The 24,280-nt window shown below is 48.1% G+C and carries 21 protein-coding genes; 9 read left to right on the top strand and 12 right to left on the bottom strand.

What is annotated here, in order from left to right:
- Nucleotide 1: 1 nt before the first annotated feature.
- Together rpoZ and ACO0LH_RS25505 are read left to right on the top strand one after the other, a co-directional pair.
- Nucleotides 2-205, top strand: coding sequence for a DNA-directed RNA polymerase subunit omega (gene rpoZ / locus ACO0LH_RS25500; RefSeq protein WP_110253221.1), 204 nt, complete (start codon nt 2-4; stop codon nt 203-205).
- A 77-nt stretch (nt 206-282) separates the two neighbouring features.
- Nucleotides 283-2,577, top strand: a complete 2,295-nt coding sequence (locus ACO0LH_RS25505; RefSeq protein ID WP_422943959.1) for a RelA/SpoT family protein — start codon at nt 283-285, stop codon at nt 2,575-2,577.
- 49 nt (nt 2,578-2,626) lie between these two features.
- On the opposite strand, the gene ACO0LH_RS25510 is transcribed toward ACO0LH_RS25505, so the two are convergent.
- Complete coding sequence (locus tag ACO0LH_RS25510) at nt 2,627-3,982, bottom strand: DUF3422 family protein (protein ID WP_422943960.1); 1,356 nt, start codon at nt 3,980-3,982, stop codon at nt 2,627-2,629.
- A 29-nt stretch (nt 3,983-4,011) separates the two neighbouring features.
- Nucleotides 4,012-4,560, bottom strand: a complete 549-nt coding sequence (greB, locus tag ACO0LH_RS25515; RefSeq protein ID WP_422943961.1) for a transcription elongation factor GreB — start codon at nt 4,558-4,560, stop codon at nt 4,012-4,014.
- A 190-nt stretch (nt 4,561-4,750) separates the two neighbouring features.
- Here greB and ACO0LH_RS25520 point away from each other — a divergent pair, with 190 nt between their 5' ends.
- Nucleotides 4,751-5,398 (top strand): response regulator, encoded by a 648-nt coding sequence (locus tag ACO0LH_RS25520; RefSeq protein WP_422943962.1) that lies wholly within the window; start codon nt 4,751-4,753, stop codon nt 5,396-5,398.
- 79 nt (nt 5,399-5,477) lie between these two features.
- Complete coding sequence (locus ACO0LH_RS25525; protein WP_422943963.1) at nt 5,478-7,133, top strand: GGDEF domain-containing protein; 1,656 nt, start codon at nt 5,478-5,480, stop codon at nt 7,131-7,133.
- Nucleotides 7,134-7,149: 16 nt separating this feature from the next.
- Here ACO0LH_RS25525 and rfbG read toward each other — a convergent pair whose 3' ends face one another.
- From rfbG to ACO0LH_RS25555, 6 genes are all read right to left on the bottom strand, one after another.
- Nucleotides 7,150-8,232: a CDP-glucose 4,6-dehydratase gene (gene rfbG / locus ACO0LH_RS25530; protein ID WP_422943964.1), complete on the bottom strand. Its 1,083-nt coding sequence runs from the start codon at nt 8,230-8,232 to the stop codon at nt 7,150-7,152.
- 97 nt (nt 8,233-8,329) lie between these two features.
- A complete protein-coding gene (locus ACO0LH_RS25535; protein WP_422943965.1) occupies nt 8,330-9,871 on the bottom strand; it encodes an AMP-binding protein in 1,542 nt (513 codons plus the stop codon).
- A gap of 18 nt (nt 9,872-9,889) precedes the next feature.
- Complete coding sequence (locus ACO0LH_RS25540; protein ID WP_422943966.1) at nt 9,890-10,642, bottom strand: SDR family NAD(P)-dependent oxidoreductase; 753 nt, start codon at nt 10,640-10,642, stop codon at nt 9,890-9,892.
- Nucleotides 10,639-10,866, bottom strand: a complete 228-nt coding sequence (locus tag ACO0LH_RS25545) for an acyl carrier protein (protein ID WP_422943967.1) — start codon at nt 10,864-10,866, stop codon at nt 10,639-10,641. Before ACO0LH_RS25545 ends, ACO0LH_RS25540 begins: the two co-directional genes overlap by 4 nt.
- A 30-nt stretch (nt 10,867-10,896) precedes the next feature.
- A complete protein-coding gene (locus ACO0LH_RS25550) occupies nt 10,897-12,003 on the bottom strand; it encodes a class I SAM-dependent methyltransferase (protein WP_422943968.1) in 1,107 nt (368 codons plus the stop codon).
- A gap of 13 nt (nt 12,004-12,016) precedes the next feature.
- Complete coding sequence (locus ACO0LH_RS25555) at nt 12,017-13,042, bottom strand: class I SAM-dependent methyltransferase (protein ID WP_422943969.1); 1,026 nt, start codon at nt 13,040-13,042, stop codon at nt 12,017-12,019.
- Nucleotides 13,043-13,347: 305 nt separating this feature from the next.
- On the opposite strand from ACO0LH_RS25555, the gene ACO0LH_RS25560 reads away from it, so the two are divergent.
- Genes ACO0LH_RS25560 through ACO0LH_RS25570 form a run of 3 tightly spaced genes read left to right on the top strand, consistent with a single transcriptional unit; the run spans nt 13,348 to nt 16,174 of the window.
- The gene (locus ACO0LH_RS25560; protein WP_422943970.1) at nt 13,348-14,073 is read left to right on the top strand and encodes a transferase; all 726 of its coding nucleotides are present in this window, start codon (nt 13,348-13,350) and stop codon (nt 14,071-14,073) included.
- A gap of 3 nt (nt 14,074-14,076) precedes the next feature.
- A complete protein-coding gene (locus tag ACO0LH_RS25565) occupies nt 14,077-15,024 on the top strand; it encodes a hypothetical protein (protein ID WP_422943971.1) in 948 nt (315 codons plus the stop codon).
- A 40-nt stretch (nt 15,025-15,064) separates the two neighbouring features.
- Nucleotides 15,065-16,174, top strand: coding sequence for an FkbM family methyltransferase (locus ACO0LH_RS25570; RefSeq protein ID WP_422943972.1), 1,110 nt, complete (start codon nt 15,065-15,067; stop codon nt 16,172-16,174).
- On the opposite strand, the gene ACO0LH_RS25575 is transcribed toward ACO0LH_RS25570, so the two are convergent.
- Genes ACO0LH_RS25575 through ACO0LH_RS25590 form a run of 4 tightly spaced genes read right to left on the bottom strand, consistent with a single transcriptional unit; the run spans nt 16,163 to nt 21,651 of the window.
- Nucleotides 16,163-17,122 carry a hypothetical protein gene (locus tag ACO0LH_RS25575; RefSeq protein WP_422943973.1) on the bottom strand — a complete coding sequence of 320 codons (960 nt, stop codon included), beginning with the start codon at nt 17,120-17,122 and terminating at the stop codon, nt 16,163-16,165. The two genes, ACO0LH_RS25570 and ACO0LH_RS25575, sit on opposite strands and share 12 nt — an antisense overlap.
- A gap of 16 nt (nt 17,123-17,138) precedes the next feature.
- Complete coding sequence (locus tag ACO0LH_RS25580) at nt 17,139-17,903, bottom strand: WbqC family protein (RefSeq protein WP_422943974.1); 765 nt, start codon at nt 17,901-17,903, stop codon at nt 17,139-17,141.
- Nucleotides 17,900-19,021, bottom strand: a complete 1,122-nt coding sequence (locus tag ACO0LH_RS25585) for a DegT/DnrJ/EryC1/StrS family aminotransferase (RefSeq protein ID WP_422943975.1) — start codon at nt 19,019-19,021, stop codon at nt 17,900-17,902. The genes ACO0LH_RS25580 and ACO0LH_RS25585 overlap by 4 nt, the downstream gene beginning before the upstream one ends.
- A gap of 47 nt (nt 19,022-19,068) precedes the next feature.
- A complete protein-coding gene (locus ACO0LH_RS25590; protein WP_422943976.1) occupies nt 19,069-21,651 on the bottom strand; it encodes a tetratricopeptide repeat protein in 2,583 nt (860 codons plus the stop codon).
- A 336-nt stretch (nt 21,652-21,987) separates the two neighbouring features.
- On the opposite strand from ACO0LH_RS25590, the gene ACO0LH_RS25595 reads away from it, so the two are divergent.
- On the top strand, nt 21,988-23,808 hold the full coding sequence (locus ACO0LH_RS25595) for a flagellin (RefSeq protein WP_422943977.1): 1,821 nt from the start codon (nt 21,988-21,990) through the stop codon (nt 23,806-23,808).
- Between the two features lie 89 nt (nt 23,809-23,897).
- Complete coding sequence (locus tag ACO0LH_RS25600) at nt 23,898-24,275, top strand: flagellar protein FlaG (protein ID WP_422943978.1); 378 nt, start codon at nt 23,898-23,900, stop codon at nt 24,273-24,275.
- The last annotated feature ends 5 nt before the right edge of the window (nt 24,276-24,280 follow it).

The following is a 24,280-nucleotide window of genomic DNA, read 5'->3' on the forward strand; positions in this document are numbered from 1 at the left end:
CATGGCACGTATTACCATTGAAGACGCATTGAAACAAATCCCTAACCGCTTCCAGTTGACCTTGTGCGCCACTTATCGCGCCCGTCAATTGCTGCAAGGCCATACACCAAAGGTTGATTCCAAAGACAAACCAACGGTTATCGCTTTGCGCGAAATCGCTGAGGGAAAAGTTGGTATAGAAATGTTGAAAAAGGTACCGGTTTAAGTCGCCAGACGACCGCATCACAGCCGTAACCCGCTCTATCATCAAGCCTCAGTTTTATTCGGCCGGGAACCCACAGAATGAACCTTAATGACAGTCATTCATCTCTGGAAAGCAAACCGGCCGAAGCAGCTCCTGTCACCCTTGCGGCCATCCGCAACCTCCCTGCCCGGCACACCTCCCCGCTAGATGACATCGACAGTATTCGTGCGTCTGCCATGAACACCGGGGTTGCCTCCATTACCGCACTGACCAATCGCATCAGCGAATATATGTCTGCCAGCGAATTGAAGCTGGTCAAGGAAGCCTATCGTTTTTCAGACGAGATGCATCTTGGACAGGTGCGAAAATCTGGTGAGCCTTATATCTCACACCCGATTGCAGTAGCAGAGATTTGCGCCGAATGGAAACTTGATGTGCAAGCCATCATGGCAGCGCTGCTGCATGATGTGATGGAAGACCAGGATGTCAAGAAAGACGAATTGATCGAACGCTTCGGTGCGCCGGTGGCAACACTGGTAGATGGCCTGTCCAAGCTTGAAAAAATAGAATTTCAAAGCCAGATCGAAGCGCAGGCAGAAAATTTCCGCAAAATGCTGCTGGCCATGGCCAGGGATGTGCGTGTCATTCTGGTGAAGCTGGCAGATCGTTTGCATAATATGCGCACGCTGGACTTCATGTCGGCGGAAAAAAAACGCCGCATTTCGCGCGAAACCATGGACGTATATGTGCCTATCGCCCATCGTCTTGGCTTGAACAACATCTATCGCGAATTGCAGGATCTGGCGTTTTCGCACTTGTACCCGATGCGCTACCGCACGCTGTCGAAAGCGGTCAAGGCAGCACGCGGCAACCGCCGTGAAGTAGTCAACAAGATTATGGAAGCTGTTAAGACCACGCTCACAGAAGCTGGTTTAAAAGCTGAGGTTTATGGGCGCGAAAAAACCCTGTACGGCATTTACCGCAAAATGCATGACAAGCACCTGAGCTTCTCCCAGGTGCTGGATGTGTATGGCTTTCGCATCGTGGTCAGTGATTTTCGTGATAGTTATTATGCCCTGGGCAGTCTGCACGCGCTATACAAGCCCATGCCGGGCAAATTCAAGGACTATATTGCCATTCCCAAGACCAACGGTTACCAGTCATTGCACACCACGCTGATTGGTCCGTATGGCACACCAGTCGAATTCCAGATACGCACCCGTGACATGCACCATGTGGCAGAGTCCGGCGTCGCAGCACATTGGCTATACAAGAATGAAGAAGGCAGCCTGACTGACTTGCAGCAACGCACGCATGCCTGGTTGCAGTCGCTGCTGGACATACAAAAGCAAACTGGTGATTCCGCAGAGTTTCTCGAACACGTCAAAATCGATCTGTTCCCGGACTCGGTTTACGTCTTTACTCCAAAATCCAAAATTATTGCTCTGCCACGCGGTGCAACCGCTTTGGATTTCGCCTATACCATTCATACCGATATTGGTGACCAGGCGATTGCCACACGCATCAATCATGAACCAGTACCGTTGCGTTCAGAATTGAAGAATGGCGATATCGTTGAAATCATCACTTCACCCAATTCACGCCCGACACCGAATTGGCTGACCTATGTACGCACCGGCAAGGCGCGTTCAGCGATACGACATTACCTACGCACGATCAACCTGAATGAATCGACAGAACTGGGCAAGCAGTTGCTGGCACAGGCACTGGTTTCAGTCAGCCTGAATCCCGACCTGCCACAGTCTCTGGTCGACAAACTGCTCAACGAATCCAGCGCCAAATCCCTTGATGAAATTCATACCGACATTGGCATAGGCAAGCGCATGGCTGCACTGGTAGCCAGGCATATCCTGGATTTGGTGGAAGATGATTCTCCTTCCATTCCTTTCCAGCATTTTGGCGACAAGATTTCGAACAAGCGCGACCCTGTCATCATTTATGGCAGCGAAGGCCTGTCTGTGCAACTGGCGGCTTGCTGTCTGCCTATTCCTGGCGATGGCATCGTTGGTCAGTTAAAACGAGATCAGGGCCTAGTCGTACATACTGATGATTGCGAGCATGCGAAACGCCTGCATATCAAGGAACCAGACCGCTGGATTGACGTGAACTGGGGTGAAGACCTGAACCGCCGCTTCGACTGCCGCATCGCTGTCACGGTAGGCAATGAACGTGGCGCCCTGGCGCGTATTGCCGCAGAGATTGGCGAATCCGACGCCAACATCAGCCATGTCAATATGGAAGATGGGGATGCCAATGACATGACCAACATCCACTTCACCATACAGATTGAAGACCGCACTCACCTGGCAAAAATCATGCGCAACATCAAGCACCTGACAGGTGTAACGCGCATCGTCAGAGAGCACGGGTAAAGAATAACCCGCGCCTTGAGAAACCCATTTCAGCGCAATTCAGCGCAGCTTAATGCAAACGCGCATGCAGCTTACGCAAACCCCACCACACTGCACCAGCAATAACAGGCAATAACAACCCGGTCACCAGGTCTGGATTGACCGGCAAACCCATCGCTTTTAATCCCTTCAGCGCATATTGAATCAAACCGGCAGTGTAGTAGCTGATCGCTGCAACGGACAGCCCTTCGACCGCCTGCTGCAGCCGCAATTGCTGGGCAGCACGGGCATTCATGCTCTGCAATATCCTGCGATTCTGCTGCTCCTGCACGATCCCTACCCTGGTACGCAAGAGGTCATTGGTATTGGCGATACGCTCGGCCAGGGTTTCCTGCCTGCGAACGATGGCTTCACAGGTATTCATGGCAGGCGCAAGGCGCCTGTCCATAAATTCCTGTATGGTGGGTACACCTTCAATACGAAACTCACGCATTTCTTCAGCACGCGATTGCACCAGCTTGAAATATGCCTTGGAAGCGGCAAAGCGATAACTGTTTTCCAAAGACAGTTTTTCAATGCGCGTCGCCAGGCCGATAATTTGGCGTAGCAAACTTTGCTCTGCGTCCGTGTTGGATTCGCCATTTGCATTGTCATTGCTTGCCATGATCATCGCTGATGTCAACGTCACCAGTTCACTTTCTATGGCATTGAGAATCGGCGAAGCTCTTTGCGCGTGCGGCAAACCCAGCAATGCCATCATTCTGTAAGTTTCAATTTCCAGCAAGCGCTGGACGATACGACCTGCCTGCTGGTCGATAAAGCCTTTGTCCCTCACCACAAAACGACTAAAGCCGTCCGCCTGTATCAGGAAATCCGTCCAGACTTCACCGCGCTGCAATACCTCACTGCCCACCAGTACACTGCCTTCAAAAATCTGCCTGAAAGGAACGGCACTATCGACATCAGGTGGCTCAGGCAACAAAACCACGTGGGCAGCCACCATGACTTTGCCCTGAAGCTCAAACAGCCATTGCTGCGGCAAATGACGGATGGGCGCTTCGGCAAAAATTTGCTCCAGATCTGCATCGGGCGCTAATGCGACGGGCGGTTCTGCGGCATTTTCGACAAAGGTATAGGTAGCAAATTCGGTATGGCATTCCCACTTCAGACGAAACCGTCCAAAATCATGAAAAAAATACTTTGCATCTCCCGCTGGACTGGCGACGCCAAAATGCCGGCAAAAATCGCCCAGGATCACATGCTGCGTCAGCAAAATATCACCACCTACATGGGCGTCATTTCTTGCAAAGATCGCGAGATGCGTCAGTTTTTCAGGCGCCCGCAGGCGTAGCGAAGGTCTTGAGTGTACTTCAGCAGCAAGTGGCACCCTGAGAGGATGATTGAGTTTGGTGTAGGCAAGAGACATTTTTGAAATTGAGGGAAATTAAAAATCTTTTATTCTGGATAGGTCACGTCCAGGATAGTTAATTCCTCTATCCCGCCTGGCGTGCGCAGTGTGACCGTATCATCTATCCGGGCCTTGATCAGCGCTCTTGCCACGGGTGAAATCCAGCTAATCTTGCCTTGCAGGGGATCAAATTCGTCGACACCTACGATGGTTACGGTGACCGTTTCAGCCTGCTGGTTTTCATAGGTGACCGTTGCACCAAAGAAAATCTGATCCGAACCGTGATGAATACGTGGATCAAATACCTCGGCAATATCCAGGCGTTTGGTCAAAAAACGTATGCGTCGGTCAATTTCGCGCAAGCGACGCTTGCCGTAAATGTAATCCCCATTCTCGGAACGATCCCCATTGGATGCGGCCCAGTGGACGATATTAACCACTTCAGGTCTTTCGACGTCCATCAAATGCAGGAATTCAGCCTTCATGCGCTGATGCCCTGCTGGCGTCATGTAATTCTTGACGCCGACCGGGATGGCTGGCGCGCCGAATTCCTCGTCGTCATCCGAATCTGATTCTTTAATAAATGCTTTGCTCATCACTGTATTGTAGCGGAGTTAGTTAAATTAATTTGCTTTGTAACACCGAAGTTGATGCATCCCTTATAGAATAGTAAAACACAGGCTTGCCATTGCCAGCCATATGCTTAAAATTGATGCCAGACCGCTGACAGTTCTGCCTGGATTGCCAGAACAAAAATGCCACGCATGGAATAGAAATGGATTTTGCATGACAGAAAAAGCAGCAATAAATGTACTCATCGTCGATGATCATGCGGTCGTTCGTGAGGGAATAAAAAGCATTGTATCAACCACAACAGACATCGCCATCGTTGCCGAAGCAGAAACCGGGCTCGATGCCATACGACTGGCACGTCAGCTTGATTTTCAGGTCATGTTGCTGGATATATCGCTGCCAGATAAAAATGGCATCGAAGTATTAAAACAAATCAAATCAGAAAAGCCTGGTATTTTCATCCTCATGTTTTCAATTCATCGGGAAGACCAATATGCCGTGCGCGCGCTAAAAGCCGGTGCTTCAGGTTTTTTGAATAAACAGTGCGGCAGTGGACAGATTCTGGAAGCAATACGTCAGGTTGCGCGTGGCCTGAAATACATCAGCGCACAACTGGCGCAAGAACTCGCGAACAATCTGAATCAGGAACATGAAGATGCGTTGCACAAGACGCTTTCAGATCGCGAATTCCAGACCATGACCTTGATCGCATCCGGAAAATCAGTCAGTGATATTGCAAAAGAATTGTCACTTTCTGTAAAAACCATCAGTGAATACCGCGCAAGAATTCTTTTGAAGATGAAATTACGGCACAATGCTGAGTTAACGCACTACGCCATCAAGAATCAACTTGTAGACTAGATAACAATATCGTTATTACTACCTTTGGTACTTAAGCTACCGTTGGTAATGCTTTGGTAACGTTAACTGGCAGAGCAATATGTCAAAAACTCCAAATAATTCGCAGTTCAAAAGCCCTACTGACATTGCGCGCGAGACCTTCCGGCAACTGGCGATACAAAGAATCGCGCCCACCCCTGATGCTTATCAAAAGTTATACAACGAAATATCCGGGGTCATAGAACCGCCGCCTGGCGTTGATCCCGAAGCACCTGAAAAAATATCCGAAGCTGAAAACATACTGACCAGCTTTGCCAATAGCCTGCAAAATTCCACCAGCGATCTCGCCAGCTTCGGACAACGCTTTAATCGTGCAATCAAATCAGGCAACTGGACAGATTACGGCCGGGCACTGACACAATTGACGGACCGCATTACCACACCACCAAGCGCAGCACCATCAAACAACATCAGCCTGGTTGATGATCCCCTGCCCCCCCCGGCAGCTACGGCAAAAAATATCTCGCTTGTTGATGATGGGCCGGTCGATGACCCGCGGCTGCGGCTACTGAAAGATTTATTATATAGAACGCTGGCACTGGCACTTACGTCTTTATTAAAGCCTACACCGCAGCTTGCTGAAGAATCAGAAAGCCTGGGGCAGTCTGTCAAAGTGGCAAATAATGAGTCCGAACTCAATCACGTTGCCAGCAGACTTAAACAACTGTGTTTTCAGATTGAATTACAAAGCGGTGACAGTGCCGAGCAGCATGAATTATTGCTGCGTTTGTTCGATTTGTTGCTAACCAATATCCATGACTTGCTTGATAACGATAACTGGCTGCGTGGGCAAATCGAAGTCGTACAGAACTTGATCGCAGGTCCGATTGATCATCGTGCCCTGCAAGAAGCAACGCGCAGCCTGAAAGACGTGATTTATAAACAGGGTGTGCTGAAAAACAGTATTGCCGAATCAAAAACATCCGTCAAAAACATGATGACGGCATTTATTGATCGCCTCAATGCAATGGCAGACAGCACAGGAGCCTATCAAAACAAGATGGGCAACTATTCCAGGCAGCTCAGTTCAGCCAAAGAAGTGTCGGAAGTCAGCGCATTGATTGCCGATATTTTGAATGAAACCAAAGAAGTGCAGTCCGAAACCCTGCGCTCACGCGACATGATCGTTGCGGCACAAAAAGAAGTCAGCGAAGCTGAGGCTCGCATCAAGGAACTGGAAAACAAACTCGCCCATATGAGCGAACTGGTGAGGGAAGACCAGTTGACCGGCAGCCTGAATCGCCGAGGCATGGATGACGTGTTTGAGCGGGAAGCAGATCGTGCAGACAGGCGCAATACACCTTTGTGCGTAGCCTTGCTTGATCTCGACAATTTCAAAAAACTCAATGATACGCATGGGCATGCCGCCGGTGACGAAGCCCTGGTACATCTGGTGCGCATCGTTAAACAGACATTGCGATCAATTGACGTGGTAGCCCGTTACGGTGGTGAAGAATTCGTCATTATCATGCCTGAAACGCAATTGGAAGAAGCTTCCCAGGCCATGATCAGGGTACAGAGAGAATTGACCAAACACTTCTTTACCGCAAATGAGCAAAGACTGTTTATTACCTTTAGCGCAGGGGTAGCTTTACGCAATCCACGTGAGCCACAGGACGCCACGATAAAACGTGCCGACAAGGCTATGTATGAAGCCAAGCAATCCGGCAAAAACCGGGTAGTAAAAGCGGGCTGAGGAATACTGCTATACGTTATGACAGAAAAGCGTCTATATCTTCTGTGCACAAGCTACTGCCCGATGTACCCGCTTCAAATTGACGATACCAATCCAAACTGCGATGCACGGCTTCTTCGAGTTGCCAGCGCGGCTGGATACCTAGTTCTTTTTTTAATTTGCGAACATCCAGCATTAACAAACCCGCTTCATGCGGGCCAGCAAGGTTCGCGGCGAATTCGACATCACCCTGCCCATAACTGATACGGGCTAATTCAACGACTTCCCGCACTGTGGCGGTGCCTTCAGGCCCGATATTCCACGCTGTGTCAATATCGGGGTGAAAATAAGCCTGCTGGGCCAGACACATATAGGCAGCCAACGGTTCCAGTACGTGTTGCCAGGGCCTTATCGCATCGGGGCGCCTTATTTGTAGAATTTGCTTACGCTGCCATGCTCGAACAGCATCAGGCAATAGTCGGTCTTCCGCCCAATCGCCTCCGCCAATCACATTACCAGCCCTTGCAGCAATCACCGCAACCCCCTGCTCATTAAAGTAAGACGACCGGTAGCTCGCAATCAATAATTCAGAGGCTGCTTTGCTGGCGCTGTATGGATCATGCCCTCCCAATTCGGCGAATTCACTGTAGGGCTCGCGCTGTTCCAGATTGCGATACACTTTATCCGTTGTTACCATCACGATCACTTTTACATTCTTATTACCTCGCAAAACTTCCAGCAAATTAAGGCTACCAAGAACATTTGTTTCAAAAGTATTCAATGGATTTTTGTAGCTTGTTCTGACCAACGCCTGTGCGGCGAGGTGCAAGACTATTTCCGGCTTACATATATCCACTACATTTTGAATTACGTCCAGACTGCGAATGTCTCCTATATGGCTACTCAAGTGTTTTTCAATGCTCAGGATTTCGAATAAATTTGGCCTTGTTTGCGCTTGCAAGGCAAGACCTGTTACCTTAGCCCCCATACGCGTCAGCCAGAATGCCAGCCAAGCACCTTTAAATCCTGTATGCCCGGTTAGCAGTACTCGGCGGTCCTTCCAGAAACTCGCGTCTGGCCAAACCCTGTGCAAATCCTTCATTACATCAGAAATGTGCATGGATTTTCTTTCAAAGTTATAGCCATAACGATAAAACCGTGATGATAAAACTGTTTACACGATATCTTTACTTGTAAATTTTGAAGTATTTTTGACATTAATTTCTTATTTCTGTTGTGTTCAATTTGATACGATCTATTTTGCCATTCGCATTCTTGGGTAATGCATCCAGAAAAATTAATTTTCTGGGCACCATGTAGGCAGGAACGATGTTTGCCACACCTTGTAACAAGACTTCCGGCTGACTGACGACGCTGACAGCGGCAAAAGCAATGATCTGGCCAAGTCCATTTTCAAGTTTTTTGTAGATGACTGCGCACTCAGATACTTCTGGCAGTGTATTGATGGCCGCTTCGATTTCTTCCAGCTCGATGCGATAACCCATATGCTTGATCTGGAAATCAGCCCGGCCTTGAAAATGCAGGCGACCAAGGGCGTCGCGCATGACGATGTCGCCAGTCCGGTAGCCAATATCACTATAGCGTGCGTGTGCAGGGTTTTGCACAAAAGCCTTTATCGTCCTTGGCACGTCGTTATAGTAGCCCAGGCCTACCTGTGGCCCTCGCAAGAACAATTCCCCTTTGTCGGATTGCTCTTCATCCAGCGCCAGTATTTCATAATCGAAATTTTGAGCCAGCCTGCCCAGGGTTGCAAGATTATTCATATCATCAAAATCCGCTGCGCGAATCTGGTGTGCAGAGCATATGCACGTGCATTCAGTCGGACCATATACATTTTCCAGATCTGCACGGTCAGCAAATAATTCAAACAACTGACGCAGTTTGGTTTTTGGAAAACCCTCGCCGCCAAAAATGATTTTTCGTATTTGTGGAAAATCATTTTTAGTCAAGGCACGTGTCGTCAGCAAATAAACCAGCATGGACGGCACAGAAAACCAGACTGTACACCCCGCCTTAGCGATCAGGCGAACCAGGGAACGCGTATCATGTACCTGTTTGACTGTGAACGGGACCAAGCTTGCACCGGAAAATAGCGACACATAAAAATCAAATACGGAATTGTCAAAGTAACTGGGGTTGACGTTGGTGAACACGTCTTGCGCGCTTACCTGAAACCTGTCCTGCGCCCATTGTATGAACCACAAGAGGTTGGCATGGGACATGACCGCCCCCTTAGGTGAGCCAGTTGATCCTGATGTGAACATGATATAAGCAGGCGTGCTCCCGGAAATCGCCGTGCAGTCAGGTAAGCTGACTTCATGGCGGCTAGAAACAAGGCTATCGAGAGTTACCACCTCAACCTGTGCATGATCAAATTGATTTACTGTAAATGACAGATCAGAAAAACTATTCACCACCAGCGCGGGCTGGCATGTACTTAACATTTTACGCAATCTTTCCCACGGGCTGGCGGGGTCCAGGTTGGTATAGATGAGCCCAAGCTTCAAACAAGCCAGCATGCAGGCGAATGCTGCCGGTGACTTATCATTAAACAGAGCAAGGACCTGCCCTTGGCGCAAACCTCTCGCGTAGAGCGAACGACAAATACTATCCGCCATCCTGTACAACTCATCATAGCGAACCTGCACATCGGTTTCAGGATAGCTAAGCGCAACCCGGTCTGCAAAGCGCTGGGCGATCTGTTCAAAAACCAGAGGCAAATTTGAGTTATAGGTCATATGCAAACCATGGGCAAACTAAAGTACCAGGCCGCCATCCACTTCGAGAACGCTGCCTGTCAGGTAATCATTTTCTATGGCATAGCGCACAGCTTGGAAAACTGCACCCATTTCTCCAAGCCTGCGCAAGGGTACTTGCTGTTGTAACTTCAGCAGGATAGTCTCGCTTAATGCTGCACGGGTCGATGGTGTATCAATAAAGCCTGGCGCAACCGCAATAAATCGCAAACCCATGGGACCCAGTTCCTTTGCCCACGTATGGGTGAGCGCATTCACGCCCGCCTTGGCTGCGGAATAGGCCGATTGCCCGGCATTGCCATTGGCAGCAATGGAACTGATGGAAATGACTATTCCTTTTTTTCGCTTTGCCAGCATATGATCCACAACACGACTGGTAACAAAAAAAACGGAATCCAAATCCGCTGACATGACTTTTCGCCAGTTATCCCTGGAATGTACACGCTCTGCTCGCGAAAGCATATTCACCAGAGGTTCGCTATGGATAATGCCGGCATTATTAATCAGCACGTCGATATAAAAACCTGATTCAACAATTTGCTGCACAGCGCGGTCGACTGCGTCTGCATCTGAGACATCGCATTGCAGGGCCTGGATGCTGTCTGGTGCAAGCTGGTTTAGTTCTTCACACAGTGGCGCATCATATTCAAGTACACATAATCTGGCCCCGGCCTGATGAAGCTGATTGACCAGATGCTGGCCAATTCCACGCCCGCCACCTGTAACAAGAATATTGGCGCCACTGATATTCATATTGTTGCGCCCTGTGCAACAAGCGCCTTGCGGGCGTCGGCGACAGATCGCATGTCAGCGATCTGGTCACCAGTCAACTGAATCGCGTAATTATCTTCCAGGCGCGTTATCAATATCATGTGGGCAAGCGAATCCCAACTGGCGATTTCTGTCAGCACCAAAGAATCGACAATAGTGGATTCCGGCAAACCAAAAACTTCTGCGAATATTTTTTCTATGGACATATCTATACGGTTAACTTTGTCTGAAACTACTCATTTCGCATCAACTGAATTATTGAATTGTATGAACAGTGCCTTGCCACATACGAATGATAGTGCAATATCTTCCGCCCTATCGATCAGCAACTGATTGCCGATGCGATAGGGTCCATCTCCATGCGCCCAGATATAATCATCCAGAATCAGCCAGGCGCCCGGCGTCAATAAAGTCAGCCAATGTACGCAGTCTTCCTGCACGCGAGCAAAATCATGATTTCCATCAATATGGATTAATGATATGCGTCCTGAGAAATTCACTGGCTCAGCAGATGGCGATGAAAAACTGTGCTGCTTGGCGTATTCTTTAAATCCATCAATCGAAGGCAATTGCAAATGTGCGTGCTGCCCCCGGTTAAATGGCACCATGTTCACATAAAAACCTTCACTCAGGACGCTGAAATCCCAGTCATCAACCAGTGCCTGAAATGATTGGGTAGAATCAGTTTGGATAGCCTGGTCACGCCCCCAGGGATCTACCGTCAGCAGTGGCCCTATGTTGTATTTCATCGCAAGATACGACAATACGAATGCAGATCGTCCCATCAGAGAACCGATTTCTATGACATCCCCGGCCACTACCGTTGGCGCAATACCCATGATGGCGGCAAGTTTATCGTCGTTGGATTCACCATAGATCAGGGATACCTGCCTCAATACACCGGCAACTTCAATCAAGGAAAGATGTGGTAGCCCTGCTGCGCATAAACCAACAAAGGACAATAAACGACTGGCACGTCCCATCAATTGCCTGTGTTGCTGAACCTGTTGGCGTATTGGCGATTGCCCGACCATTTCTATATTCAGTCGGTGGGTATTGATAAAACGCTGCATGAAATCATAAACACTGGAAACCGGGCTGTACAAGCGGCGAACAGGGCGCGACTGAACCAGAGCCATGAAGCAATCGATGAAATCTTCCGCATAGATAGACGGCAAATGCAATAAATCGGCCCCATTACTGGCAATCAGGTCACTTTTGACGGAAGCCGCACAAATAGTTTTTTCTCCGCGATGCTGTGCAGCAGTGAGGTAATCCAGCGCAGACTGGTCTACCGCAGGAAATATCAATGTTGCACCTGCTCCAGCATCAGCATTGTCCATAGTCAACACCTGCTTAATCTTTCAAGTCAATATCGCGTTTGGCAGCTTCGCGCACCACCTCATCGAGCCACTGATGCATACTTTTGCCTGTTTTTGCGCGCGCTTCATAAGCCATGCGCTTGGCCTCGGCACTCACCCCTTCAAGCTGCCCATGAAAACGGGTCCTGTGAGTTCCGCCGCGGGCACCTGGAATGTCAAAATCAAGGTCAGCATTTGGCTCGCCTTCTCCCACCACGAAATCGATTAAGTAGAATACGCCACCAATAATCCATTCCAGACGTGTTTTGCGGGCCTCCACTGGCAATTTATCCAAAGGCAGCGTGTAGACGAATTCCGGGTTGGAATTCATCAATATCTTGCCAAACTCGGTCTCCCTAAGCCATGGTGGCATGCTTTCATCTCCCACCACAACCTTGCCACCGGGCTTGGTCACCCTCGCCATTTCAGAAAAAGCCCGCTTGATATCGCCAAAGGCATTGATACCACCAAAATGAAAACAGGCATCAAAACTGTTATCTGCAAATGGCAGGTAATAACCATTTGCCAGCGCAGGTTCCACACAGGTATCTATTCCCTTCATGCGCTCCAGATTCTTGTTCAGAAACGAGGGAGATAGGTCTTGAATATACAATTTTCCATCTGGCCCCAGTCTTTTGGCAATGATTTCCGAATCCCTGCCAGTACCAGCACCGGTTTCCAGTACGATGCTGCCCGGGGTAAGGTTTAATTTGTCTATCATGGCACTACGTACAGCCTGCTCATCTTCACCATAGGTGCTAAAAGTCAGGGGAAGGAAGCGGTCATAAGCATCTGCACGGTCTTCGTACTGTTGTAGCGCTTTTTTGTCAGCTACCGGCAAGTCAAAGGGATATACAAAATTGGGGACGCCGTTAACGATGTCGAAATGATTGCCCGAAACGCTGCTGAGCGTACCGGATACCACGTCTTTACCGTCTTTTCCGCTGCTCACAGCATTCGATAAAACCAGGGGTTCAAGGGTAATGGGATCAACATAGAAATTCTCTTCGCCAAAACGCATGTTCGCTCCAGGTTTAGTGTTAAAAGACTTATGCGATAGTGTATGTGTATTTAAGCAATTTCTTATCCATGAATTCATGGGAAAGACATACTTATTTCTGCGTATGAGGCGAGATCCCTGTATCCAGGTGCTTTATAACAACGATTTTAATCAAATCGACGGGCTTGAAACGGTAATCTTGTATTTTCAATTAATTCTTTTATGCAATCAAAAGAGTTTAAAAGCTTATACAGTATAGTGAGAAAATATAGCAAAATCGATCATGCCATATCGTGCAACGAATAGTAGAAACAGCGGGATGCCTTATGAAAAATGTGAAACCCATTGTGATTTTTGGCCTGGGCAAGATATCTGATGTGGTCTATCAGCATATCGTCCGTGACCAGAGTTTTCAGGTAGTGGCCTTTACCTGTGACAGGCAGTGGCTGGATGCTACCGCATCAGAAGATGGCAGGCATCAGGGCTTGCCCATTGTTGCATTCGAAGACCTGGAAAAAACATATCCACCAGAAGCAGTAGATATGATCATAGCTATCGGTTATCAAAACCTGAACGCCAGCCGCCTGCAAAAGTGTAATGCGGCCAAAGCAAAGGGCTATCAGTTGGTCAGTTATGTCAGCCCCAAAGCCGATCATGGCCACTGGCTGGAAATCGGTGAAAACTGCGTCATCCTTGATGGTGTGGGCATACAACCAGGCGCTGAAATCGGCAACAATGTCTTTATCTGGAACAATGCCTTGATAGGCCATCATTCCACCATCAGCAATGATTGCTGGATTGCCGCTGGGGTCACCATTGGTGGCAGCACGACACTGGGCGAACGTTGTTTTGTCGGACTTAATGCAACCGTGGGTGGTGAAATTGTGATTGGTGCAGATAATTTGCTGGGTGGAGCGGCCCTAATCCTGAAAAGTACGGACGATAAAAGTGTGTTCATCGCTCCTGGCACTGAAAAATTCAGGCTTGATAGCCCTACTTTCCTCAGAATGACTTCTTTACCTGCCATGGGAAGCAGGCAGAAAAGGGATTGACGCATGCTGAAATGGAAAAAACTGGGCAACGTATTTAACCCCTGCATTAGCAAGCCCCATCCGTGGATGCAAGAATATGCGCAATGCCCCACTGCTTTTATCTTGAATGAGACCACTGTGCGTGTGTTTATTGCCTCTCGCCCAAAAGCAGACTCCGACCTGAAATATGTATCTTACCCAGGGTATGTCGATTTGGACCGGCAAGATCTCTCAAAGGTCATCACAATTTCGCAGTTCCCCTTGTTATCATTAGGAGGATCGGGTGCGTTTGACGAATTCGGTATCATGCCCAGCAGCTTTATTCAGTGTGATGACGGTATCTTTGCCTACTATACTGGCTGGACCCGTATGTCATCTGTCCCCTACTCACTGGCAATTGGTGCCGCAATCAGCAAGGATGGCGGCACGAGCTTTGAGAAACTGGGCGATGGGCCGGTTCTTGGATTAAGCCTGACCGAACCCTATTTTGTCACGGGCCCCAGCGTGCGAGTTACCGGCAATGACTGGCGTATGTGGTATCTGAGTGGTAAAAAATGGTTATTTGCAGAAGGAAAATACGAACCCGTCTACCAGGTGGCACTGGCAAGATCGGTTGATGGCCTTCATTGGCAGCATGATGGCCGCCCTGTTGTACCTCGCCTCAGTGAGGATGAATGCCAGGATATTTTCTCTCCCTTTTTTCTCAACGGTAAATGGCATGCGGTGTTTGCCTGGCGCAAGCCCTCTTCTTCAGAAGGTGCCTATCAGATGGGATATGCGTCGTCGCTTGATCTTGAAACCTGGATTCGCGATGATGAACAGGCTGGTATAGACACATCCGACTCCGGCTGGGATGCTGAGATGATCTGTTATCCCAATATCAAAGAAATCGACGGTCGCATTTTCATGTTTTATTGTGGCAATCACTTTGGCAAAGAAGGTTTTGGCATTGCCGAACTGATGGGTGCCTGAAATCCCCCTCCTCTACAAGCTCAAGTGAATATACCAGCCAATGAAAATCATAGATCAGCTTTTTGAAGAAACCAACCAGCAAAGAATTTTGCTGCAACGGCTGAAAGTATCTGCCAGACCCATCATTATTTACGGTGCCGGCGTCTATGCCTATGTACTGAAACGATTTCTTGAATTAAATGGTATCCACATTCAGGCAGCCATGGTGGATGCTGATTATCAATCGCATCCCAGTTTCACGGACTTGAATGTCGTCACCACCGAGTCTTATGTTACGCAACTTGGCAATTGCCATGTGATTATCGGCATTACCAACTATCCACCGTGTGTGGAAAAACTGGAAAAGCTGGGGTTAACAGATATCCATGTCATTGATATTCCGGATTACCTTAATATGCCCAACGCCTTTATGGACAGGCAGTTCGTGATCGAAAACAGCGCCCATTTTGAACAGGCTGCCGATCTGTTTGCCGATGAGTTGTCACGGCAAACCTATATTGCCGCCATCAACACCAAAATAAACGAAAACCTTGATCATATTAAGCCTTTGGTGAGGCTTGATAATTTATATTTACCGTCCTCAGAGTTTTCACCTGGCGACCATGAAAATTTCCTTGATGTGGGCGGGTTCACTGGCGATACGGTCAGGGAGTTTCACGCCATTAAAAAAGGTGCCTATGAAAAAATCATTTCCCTGGAGCCTGGCGACAAGAATTTTACAGCGCTACAAGAAACCATCAGTACGCTGCAATTATCCAAAGTCATTCCTCTGAAAGTCGGCGCATGGAATGAGAAAACCACTTTACGTTTCACCACCAAGGACATGCATATCGACAATGAAATCAGCGAAACAGGTAGCAGCGAAATTCAGGTCGATACAATAGATGCCATATTGAAGCAGCTTGATACCTCAGTCAGCCTGATCAAGCTCGATATTAACGGTGCGGAGTATCAAGCGCTGTGCGGTGCCGCTGAAACCATCAGAAAGAACCGGCCAAACATCGTCGTGCGGATTCATAAAAAAGAAGATTTTTACAGGTTGCCGATTTTACTCAAGCAACTTGCTCCCGACATCAAGCTGTATTTACGTCAACGTAACTATATGTCCATGATGTTGATCATGTATGGCATTTTTGATTCAGCGGCTTAATTTAGCCAAGCCAAAACCATAGCGGCCAAACTCATTGCCGTTATACAGCATGTAAATTTCATTTTTGCATGCAAAAACATGGGGGTAGCAAGTCATGTCAGAATCCCAACCAGTGTCGGACAAACCCAGGCGCATTTCTTCGTCCTGACGCTGCCAATTGATCAGGTCATCAGAAAATGCATGCCCAATACGGTATGAACGCTCTCTGTTATTCCGGAAATCGCTGGCTTCACGGTAACAAAAAAACATATGATGCCGCCCCGCCATGCTGATCACGGTTGGCAAGGCCTGGCACTCATCTGCGCCCAGTTTTGATGCGATAATTTCGTGGCCATCACGTTTTTTCCAATGTACGCCGTCATCAGAAATGGCATGTCCGATTTTATATACCCTGTCCTGCTCGACATGGGTGCCTGAATGCTGCCATCCTTTGCCAAAGATGTACCACATATGAAATTGATTCCCATGTACCTGCACAAACGGGTCCGCAATCAGGCAGGGTTCATGCAGCGAAGCAGACAATACCGGGCCATCACCCAGCCGCTTAAAGGTCTTGCCTTCGTCATTGCTGACGGCGATACCAATGGCACTGTCGACCGGCACGGAACTGCGCCGGTTGACACCACCAATGTAGCCATAAATTTTATTGGCATGACGAACAACGTTCAGCGGGAAAATACCATGCTCATCAAAACACCCGGGTTTGCCAAGCGGGATGACGGTATGCCCGGACACGGCAAGAATATCCTTAAAATTCAAGGCCATATCCACATAGGCAATATGGCTCAGGTATTTACCATTGCTGGCATCGAGGCTGCGCGTGGAAAAATAGATGCGGATGAAATCGTCGAATAAAAGTACCTGTGGTGCCTGGGCAAACGCCAAGCAGTTACCAGGCAAGACATGCTCTGTGGGGTCAAATATCTTCCCTATTTTTTCCCATTTCATGGTGCGATGGCAGCTTTCATAATAATGTGTAGCCCTTGTCGAGGTAATCAGCGATATCGTCAATGGCGTTAAACATCATGATATCGATAATGGAAAGCCAGGGAACGAACTCTCGCCCAAATTGCGGATAAACACGCAAATCAGATTGAATAAAATGAAGCTGGATGTTTTTAAACAGGAAATACTCATTCGAATATAACTCCAGCCCGCCGATGGGATTCAGATAATGTGTGCCCCGCACGGCCTGACATATCGCCAGCACCTTATCCTGGTTTTTCAGTGTGTGATCAATGTCTATACCGGATGAAGGTATTATTTTTGTTTGAATGCCCAGGTAATTGCAGGTTTTTACAATGGAGTTATGCAAAAAATGAAACAGGTTCAGTTGATCATTTTTCAATATGCTCTCAATCAGAGGAAACACTTGCTTAAAGTATGGGGCGCGCTGATATGCCGCCTTGATTTGATTGAGCAGTTTTCCGGCATCGAAATTATCTGCCAGTTCCCTCTCGCAAACGTCCAGAAAATCAGAAGCATGCTTCAAGGGCAAAGAAATGACTCTATCCCTTTCTTGCTGCAAAATCCGGTTGCGGTTAATCCAACCCTTTTTTGTGTACTTGATGTTATCGTAAATGACAAATACATCAACTGCTGAAATGAGCTGAAAATAACCGATATAAGGAAAAAAATAAGGCTGCATGATCGCCACTTTTTTCTGTTCCGGTAGCTGGGCGGTTTGCATCATATTGTTGGGCATGGCGACAATACCCGGCCTGCTCATGATTGTGTAATCAGAGCAGTAATCGTGTCCAGTTCAGCCTCATTTAGCCCGGGATAGATCGGCAGACAGATGACCTTGCTGGCAATTTCCCTGGCCACAGGTAAATTACTATGGGCAGCCGATGCCAGGCCACGGTACATGGGAAAATCACTGATCAAGGGGTAAAAATAACGCCTGGCATATATCTGATGCTGACGCAGCTTTTGAAATAATTCATCACGCGACATCGCGAAATCAGCTTCCACCAGGATGGGGAAATAGGAATTATTGGGTTTGGTATCAGCGATATCCGGTACGCAGATAATGCCCTTGACACCGCTTAATTTTGATCGATACAGGTTGGCGATGTGTCGTCGCTCATCCAGGACAGCATCAATACCCTTCAATTGCAACAAACCCAACGCCGCATTGAATTCACTCATTTTCCCATTGATGCCTGGCGCCACCACAGTCACTTCATCGACAAAACCGAAATTTTTCAGATGATCAATATGTTGCTTGGTTTTCGCGTCCGGGCAAACAATCGCCCCGCCCTCAAAGGTATTAAATACCTTGGTTGCATGAAAACTGAGTATCGCCAGATCACCAAAATTAAGCAGGCTCTCGCCTCGGTATTGAACGCCAAATGCATGCGCAGCATCATAAATCAGCTTCAAGCCATAGTTGTCAGCGATTTTTTGTATGCGATCAACATCGCAAGGCCGCCCATAACAATGCACCGGCATGATGGCCGATGTCTCGGGTGTAATAGCGGCTTCAATTTTTGAAGCATCAAGATTGAAAGTTTCCGGATCAATATCGACAAAAACCGGTTTGATACCGTTCCATAAAAGCGAATGGGCCGTAGCCACAAATGAATAAGGTGTAGTAATCACTTCACCATGAATGCGCAGTGACTGTAAAGCCGTGATCAGCGCAATAGTGGCGTTGGCAAACAGGCACAAATGCTTAACGCCCAGGTAATCACACAGCGCCTGCTCCAGTTCCTGATGAAATGGGCCGCTATTGGTCAAGATCTTGTTCGCCCAGATCTTTTCCAGATAAGGCATGAACTCTTCCAAAGGTGGAAGTACAGGCTGCGTCACATAGATTGCTGAAGTACCGTCCGTTTTTTTCATTTTTTCGTCAGTAAGGTTATCAGTCAGGTGCAGATGTGCCACGCTAATTACTTAAGGCCGGCATTGTCTATTGAGAAAGCTTTCGGGGTTTCGCCATCACACCAGTTTGCCCACATCTGACGCATTGCGCTATATAAGGCATCTGCGATGATCTCAGGCTTGCACTTGATGGAATTTTCACAAATCGACCGGAGCGACATCCGTATCTCTGCCAGTTCGTCGAGCCTGTCGCACCAGTATTTTCCTCTGACGACAAAATCTTCTTCGTCACTGGCCAGAAACCCTTCCATGCCGACTTGCCCCAAAATTGCAGCGGCACTTCGTGACGCCAGCAACTTTCCATCTATCGACAGTGTAGGGACACCCATCCACAATCCATGATGGGTTGTGGTCCCCCCATTGAACGGGAATGAATCCAGGCAAATATCTATCTTGTTGTAGAGATTCAAATAATCTTCAACATTGGTACGTCCATAAAAACTGATGCGTTCAGGGGCCACGCCATGCGCTTCGAAAGCTGAAATCATTGCCTTCGTGTCAAACCCGGAAGGCATGGCACCAATCAGAATTTTTGAATTAGCGACTTGCAGCAATAAATTTGACCAGGTTTGTATGGTCAGCGCATTGATTTTACTTAAACGGTTAAAGCTGCCAAAGCTGATATAGCCATTCTCAAGTGCAGGCAAACCCAGTACTGACGGCGCCAGCGCACTTGGTTGAAACGGTGCGGCACAAGGCAAGTTAACAATCTTTTCTGTGAACAGATGATCAAACCTTCCCTCAGGCAGGTAAAACCGGTCACCAATGAAATAGTCCATCGCCTTCAGACCCGTCGTGCCCGGATAACCTATCCAGCTCAACTGAACAGGCGCAGGCTTGTGCGCCAACACCATTAATCTGTTCTTGGCTGTATGTCCTGATAAATCACACAGGATATCAATTTGGTCTGAAACAATCTGTTGCGCCACAACTTCATCATCTACTTTATTTATTTTCCGCCAGAATTTGAAGTATGAGCGTATTTCTTTGGTAACTTCGTCCTCAACTTCATTATTGTCGTAAGCATATAAATCCAGCGTAGCAATACGGGATAAGTAGTCAAGAACAGGTATGGCAAATGTGGCGACGGCATGATTGCAAAAATCACCAGACACAAAGCCCACCCTTAAAACACGTTTTTTATCCTTGACATTGTGATGCTGTGGCCAGCCTGGTATCAAAGGTGCCTCGTATCTTGTGCTGTAATCCAGATGCTCTTGAAACAGCTCTTGCGGATTGAGCTGCCCGGTTTCACTCAAGCAAAATAACAGGCAGGTATTGGCTTCGCTTTCATTCTTGCCATATGCGATGGCACGCCGAAAGTGCTGTTCTGCCATGTCAATATCAGAATCAAGCGAAATGCTTATCTGCCCCAGGCAACGGTGGGCGTTACTCAGGTGTGGGTTATTTTGCAAGGCTTTTTCGAAATAGACTTTTGCAGCAGCAAAATCTTTTTTATCCAAATAGATACTGCCAATATTATTATAGGCCTCTGCAAATTCGGGCTTCAATGCTATCGCCCGCAATAGATAAGGCAGCGCTTCATCATCCCTGTCCAGCAAAGACAGCACAGAACCGACAGCATGATGGGCTTCTGCCAATTGAGGATAGCTTGATAAAAGCTGCAATGCCTCCTCCAGTGCTTGTGGAAGCAGCTTTCTTTCCCGCAATATCCCGACCAGATTGATATGCGCCACCGCGAAATCAGGCGCAAAACTCAATAATTTGCGCAGACAGCTTTCTGCCTCTTCCAGTTTGCCTGTAGCTCTTAATAAATTTGCCAGATTATTATAAGCCGCCTGCATGGTGTCATCGATGTCCAGCGCCTTTCGATAATGCGTTTCCGCGGCCTCAAATTTCTTGTTTTTAACCAGGGCCAGGGCAAAATTGAAATGTGCCACGGCATCATCTGGCATGCGCTCTAGCGAGGTACACAAGGCTTTCTCTGCTTCTTGATAATTTGCCGCATTGAGCAGGACAAGACCCAGAAAGCGCCAGGCAATCCCATCTTGCGGATTTTTCTGGATTAACTTACGTGACAGGCGCTCGACCTCTTTGAAATTCGCCTGCGCATACAATGTCGATAATTTATTGATTTCAGGGACATTACTACCGCTTTTATGAGTAGCTGCGGCTTTTGACGCTTTGGCCGTCGCCACTTGCTGGTCTTTATTGCTCTCTTTTACTACGTCACTATCGATAGACGCAGTATTCTGAAAGTATGATGTACGTAGCTCCCGGGCTTGGCGGACAATCTCCGTGTCGCCGAACAGATTTAGTACATCTATATAAGTATCCCAATATTCTTCACATTGCGGCGCTCCCTGAATTGCTGCTTCCAGGTAAGCAAGTGCATCCTCGGGCAAACCTGTCGATACCAACAGCTTACCCAAACTGAAATTTGCCTCATGGTGATCGGGGATACTTTCCAGTATTACTTTGTAATGCGCAATGGCACCTTGTGTATCACCCGCCGCCAGCGACGCTTGCGCCAATTGCAACACCTGGGCAATCGCCTGCTCCAGCGCACGTTCTGCTGTAATTTGAGCAATATCTGGATCAGATGGGGAAGACGAAAGATGCTGACTCATTGTCAAACCTTTATTTAAAGGGATACGGCACTACTTTGAGGCCCAGGTTTTTTAACAAAAACTAATACTTTTCCCAGTCGACAATAGCAAAAAAAAACCTGTTTAAAGCCCGAAATAAACATATAAAACGTCTCAAGTATTTTGAAATGCTGCCGTTTAGCGGAATATTAAAGCCAACTTTACCCCCAAAATAAAATATTTACTTTGAGCAACCCATTAAACTTTTGAAATAAGCGTCCGATACCTGATTGCAACGGCGGTCCAATATCCTGGTAAAACAGACCAAAGTTTAAGGCCACCGGCCATATTTACATAACTTGGGTAAGGAGAAATAACATGGCTTCATTTATTAATACCAATATTGCGTCTTTGAATGCACAACGCAATCTGACTACATCTCAGTCATCCCTCAACACTTCGTTGCAACGTCTGTCTTCCGGTCTGCGTATTAACAGCGCAAAAGACGATGCTGCGGGTCTGGCGATTTCTGAACGTCTGACTTCTCAGATCGGCGGCTTGAATCAAGCTGTTCGTAATGCGAATGACGGTATCTCCCTGGCGCAAACCGCTGAGGGCGATTTGACACAAATCGGCTCCAACCTGCAACGTATCCGTGATCTGGCCGTGCAAGCTGCCAACGGCTCTAACAGCGCAAGTGACCGTGCTGCGTTGAACAACGAAGCTTCACAACTGATTTCAGAGATCAATCGTGTTGCCAGCTCTTCCAACTTTAACGGCGTTAATCTGCTGGACGGTAGCTTCACAGCACAAACTTTCCAAGTTGGTGCAAATGCAACATCGAACGATCAAATTTCCATCTCCTCCATCGCCAGCGCCAAGTCTTCCAGCCTGGGTGTTGGTGCAAGTTCCAGCTACACGACCAGCGTCTCCGGTGGTGTGAATGGCGTAGGCGGCTTCCAGTCTGGTGATCTGGTCATTAACGGTTTCAATGTTGGCGCAACCAGCAGCGACGGCGTATCTTATGCAGACAGCAAAGGTAGCGCGATTGCCAAAGCTGCCGCCATCAATGCCTCTAACGGTACAACAGGTGTTACTGCAACGGCTCAAGCTACAACTACCAGCGGCACAGCTGCAACAGGTTTTGCTACAGCAATCACTGCTGGCTCAGTCCTGATCAACGGTGTTGATATCGGCGCGCTGGCATCTGCTGGTTCTGCTGCTGAACGTGGTGCGCAAGTTACTGCTGCCATTAACGCAAAATCTTCACAAACTGGCGTAACAGCTGCATTTGACTCTTCTACTGGTGCAGTTGCACTGACAGCTGCTGATGGCAGAAACATCACTGTTTCCAAAACTGATGCATCTTCCGGTCTGGCTTCCACAGTAACAGGTCTGGGTAGCTCAACTACCGGTGCAGCCACTGCTATCGGTACTGCTGCTGCAACAACCACTACAGCTGGTACAGTTAAACTGACATCGACCAGCTCTGCCGGTATCGTGTTGGCAAATGGCGGCGCTGGTGCTGCAACAAGTGGTACAACTATCACTGGCACCAACTCCAATATCGCTGCTGGCGACATCCAGATCAACGGTGTAGATATTGGCGCAATCACTGGCGGCGCAACAGCCACTTTGCAAGGCGATGCCATCCGCGATGCGATCAACCTGAAAACCAAAGACACTGGTGTTACTGCATCAAATGTCGCTGGCGTTCTTACATTGACAAGCTCGCAAAATGCCGGCTACACCTTTACAACAAAAGGTACCGCCACGCTGGCCAACTCCGGTCTGGCTGTAGGTACAACCAATGTTGCTGGTGCCGGTGCCACTGCTGCGGGCGTGACAGCTGGTGCTACTGCTGCAACGGCAACGGTTGGCGCAGGTTTGTCCTCACTCGACCTGACGACAGCAGCTGGCGCAACTTCGGCCTTGACGACTATTGATGCGGCCCTGGCCTCTGTCAATAGTTCACGTGCTTCTCTGGGTGCTTATCAAAACCGTTTCTCTTCAGCAGTCAACAGCTTGAATACGACTTCTGAAAACTTGACAGCTTCCCGTAGCCGTATCCGTGATGCTGACTTTGCTCAAGAAACAGCGCAATTGACACGTGGCCAGGTATTGCAACAAGCTGGTACTGCAATTTTGGCTCAGGCGAACGCATTGCCACAAGGTGTATTGGCCCTGCTGCGTGGCTAATCAATGAAAGTAAGTTAGTTTTTCATTGAGAAATGAGTGATCCCCTGGTCAATTTTTTGATCAGGGGTATTTTACTTTAAGGAAACATCATGGATGTCCTATCGATTAACAGCACATCGTCAGGAGCACCTGTTACAGACCGGTATACCGGCGCAACGCCAGCCCCTACTACAGCCCAGAGCGCTGCACCAGTGCAGATTGCCAATCCCGTTACTCCCGCCAATCAAAGCCAGAAGTCAGCGTCGGCTGAAGAAGTTACCAAAGCGGTAGACGAAATTAATAAATCCTTGCAGGTCAGCTCGCAAAACCTGGAATTTAGCGTCGACCATGACGCAAAAGAAGTGGTCGTCAAGATTGTCGATCAGCAAACCAAGCAAGTTATCAGACAAATTCCTACTGAAGAAGCATTAGAGATTGCAAAATCACTGGACAAATTACAAGGTTTACTAATAAAACAAACCGCCTAATATGA

It is taken from the genome of Undibacterium sp. TJN19 (assembly GCF_049339485.1).
In the GTDB taxonomy this organism is placed as follows: Bacteria; Pseudomonadota; Gammaproteobacteria; order Burkholderiales; family Burkholderiaceae_D; genus Undibacterium.

Excerpts from the sequence above, each read along its gene's own strand:
- ACO0LH_RS25570 (WP_422943972.1), top strand. The coding sequence starts at position 15,065 with ATGAAAATCATAGATCAGCTTTTTGAAGAAACCAACCAGCAAAGAATT.
- ACO0LH_RS25505 (WP_422943959.1), top strand. The coding sequence starts at position 283 with ATGAACCTTAATGACAGTCATTCATCTCTGGAAAGCAAACCGGCCGAA.
- rfbG (WP_422943964.1), bottom strand. The coding sequence starts at position 8,232 with ATGCACATTTCTGATGTAATGAAGGATTTGCACAGGGTTTGGCCAGAC.
- greB (WP_422943961.1), bottom strand. The coding sequence starts at position 4,560 with ATGAGCAAAGCATTTATTAAAGAATCAGATTCGGATGACGACGAGGAA.
- ACO0LH_RS25575 (WP_422943973.1), bottom strand. The coding sequence starts at position 17,122 with ATGAAATGGGAAAAAATAGGGAAGATATTTGACCCCACAGAGCATGTC.
- ACO0LH_RS25600 (WP_422943978.1), top strand. The coding sequence starts at position 23,898 with ATGGATGTCCTATCGATTAACAGCACATCGTCAGGAGCACCTGTTACA.
- ACO0LH_RS25580 (WP_422943974.1), bottom strand. The coding sequence starts at position 17,903 with ATGAGCAGGCCGGGTATTGTCGCCATGCCCAACAATATGATGCAAACC.
- rpoZ (WP_110253221.1), top strand. The coding sequence starts at position 2 with ATGGCACGTATTACCATTGAAGACGCATTGAAACAAATCCCTAACCGC.
- ACO0LH_RS25550 (WP_422943968.1), bottom strand. The coding sequence starts at position 12,003 with ATGGACAATGCTGATGCTGGAGCAGGTGCAACATTGATATTTCCTGCG.
- ACO0LH_RS25525 (WP_422943963.1), top strand. The coding sequence starts at position 5,478 with ATGTCAAAAACTCCAAATAATTCGCAGTTCAAAAGCCCTACTGACATT.
- ACO0LH_RS25560 (WP_422943970.1), top strand. The coding sequence starts at position 13,348 with ATGAAAAATGTGAAACCCATTGTGATTTTTGGCCTGGGCAAGATATCT.
- ACO0LH_RS25565 (WP_422943971.1), top strand. The coding sequence starts at position 14,077 with ATGCTGAAATGGAAAAAACTGGGCAACGTATTTAACCCCTGCATTAGC.
- ACO0LH_RS25585 (WP_422943975.1), bottom strand. The coding sequence starts at position 19,021 with ATGAAAAAAACGGACGGTACTTCAGCAATCTATGTGACGCAGCCTGTA.
- ACO0LH_RS25595 (WP_422943977.1), top strand. The coding sequence starts at position 21,988 with ATGGCTTCATTTATTAATACCAATATTGCGTCTTTGAATGCACAACGC.
- ACO0LH_RS25510 (WP_422943960.1), bottom strand. The coding sequence starts at position 3,982 with ATGTCTCTTGCCTACACCAAACTCAATCATCCTCTCAGGGTGCCACTT.
- ACO0LH_RS25540 (WP_422943966.1), bottom strand. The coding sequence starts at position 10,642 with ATGAATATCAGTGGCGCCAATATTCTTGTTACAGGTGGCGGGCGTGGA.
- ACO0LH_RS25520 (WP_422943962.1), top strand. The coding sequence starts at position 4,751 with ATGACAGAAAAAGCAGCAATAAATGTACTCATCGTCGATGATCATGCG.
- ACO0LH_RS25555 (WP_422943969.1), bottom strand. The coding sequence starts at position 13,042 with ATGCGTTTTGGCGAAGAGAATTTCTATGTTGATCCCATTACCCTTGAA.
- ACO0LH_RS25535 (WP_422943965.1), bottom strand. The coding sequence starts at position 9,871 with ATGACCTATAACTCAAATTTGCCTCTGGTTTTTGAACAGATCGCCCAG.
- ACO0LH_RS25590 (WP_422943976.1), bottom strand. The coding sequence starts at position 21,651 with ATGAGTCAGCATCTTTCGTCTTCCCCATCTGATCCAGATATTGCTCAA.
- ACO0LH_RS25545 (WP_422943967.1), bottom strand. The coding sequence starts at position 10,866 with ATGTCCATAGAAAAAATATTCGCAGAAGTTTTTGGTTTGCCGGAATCC.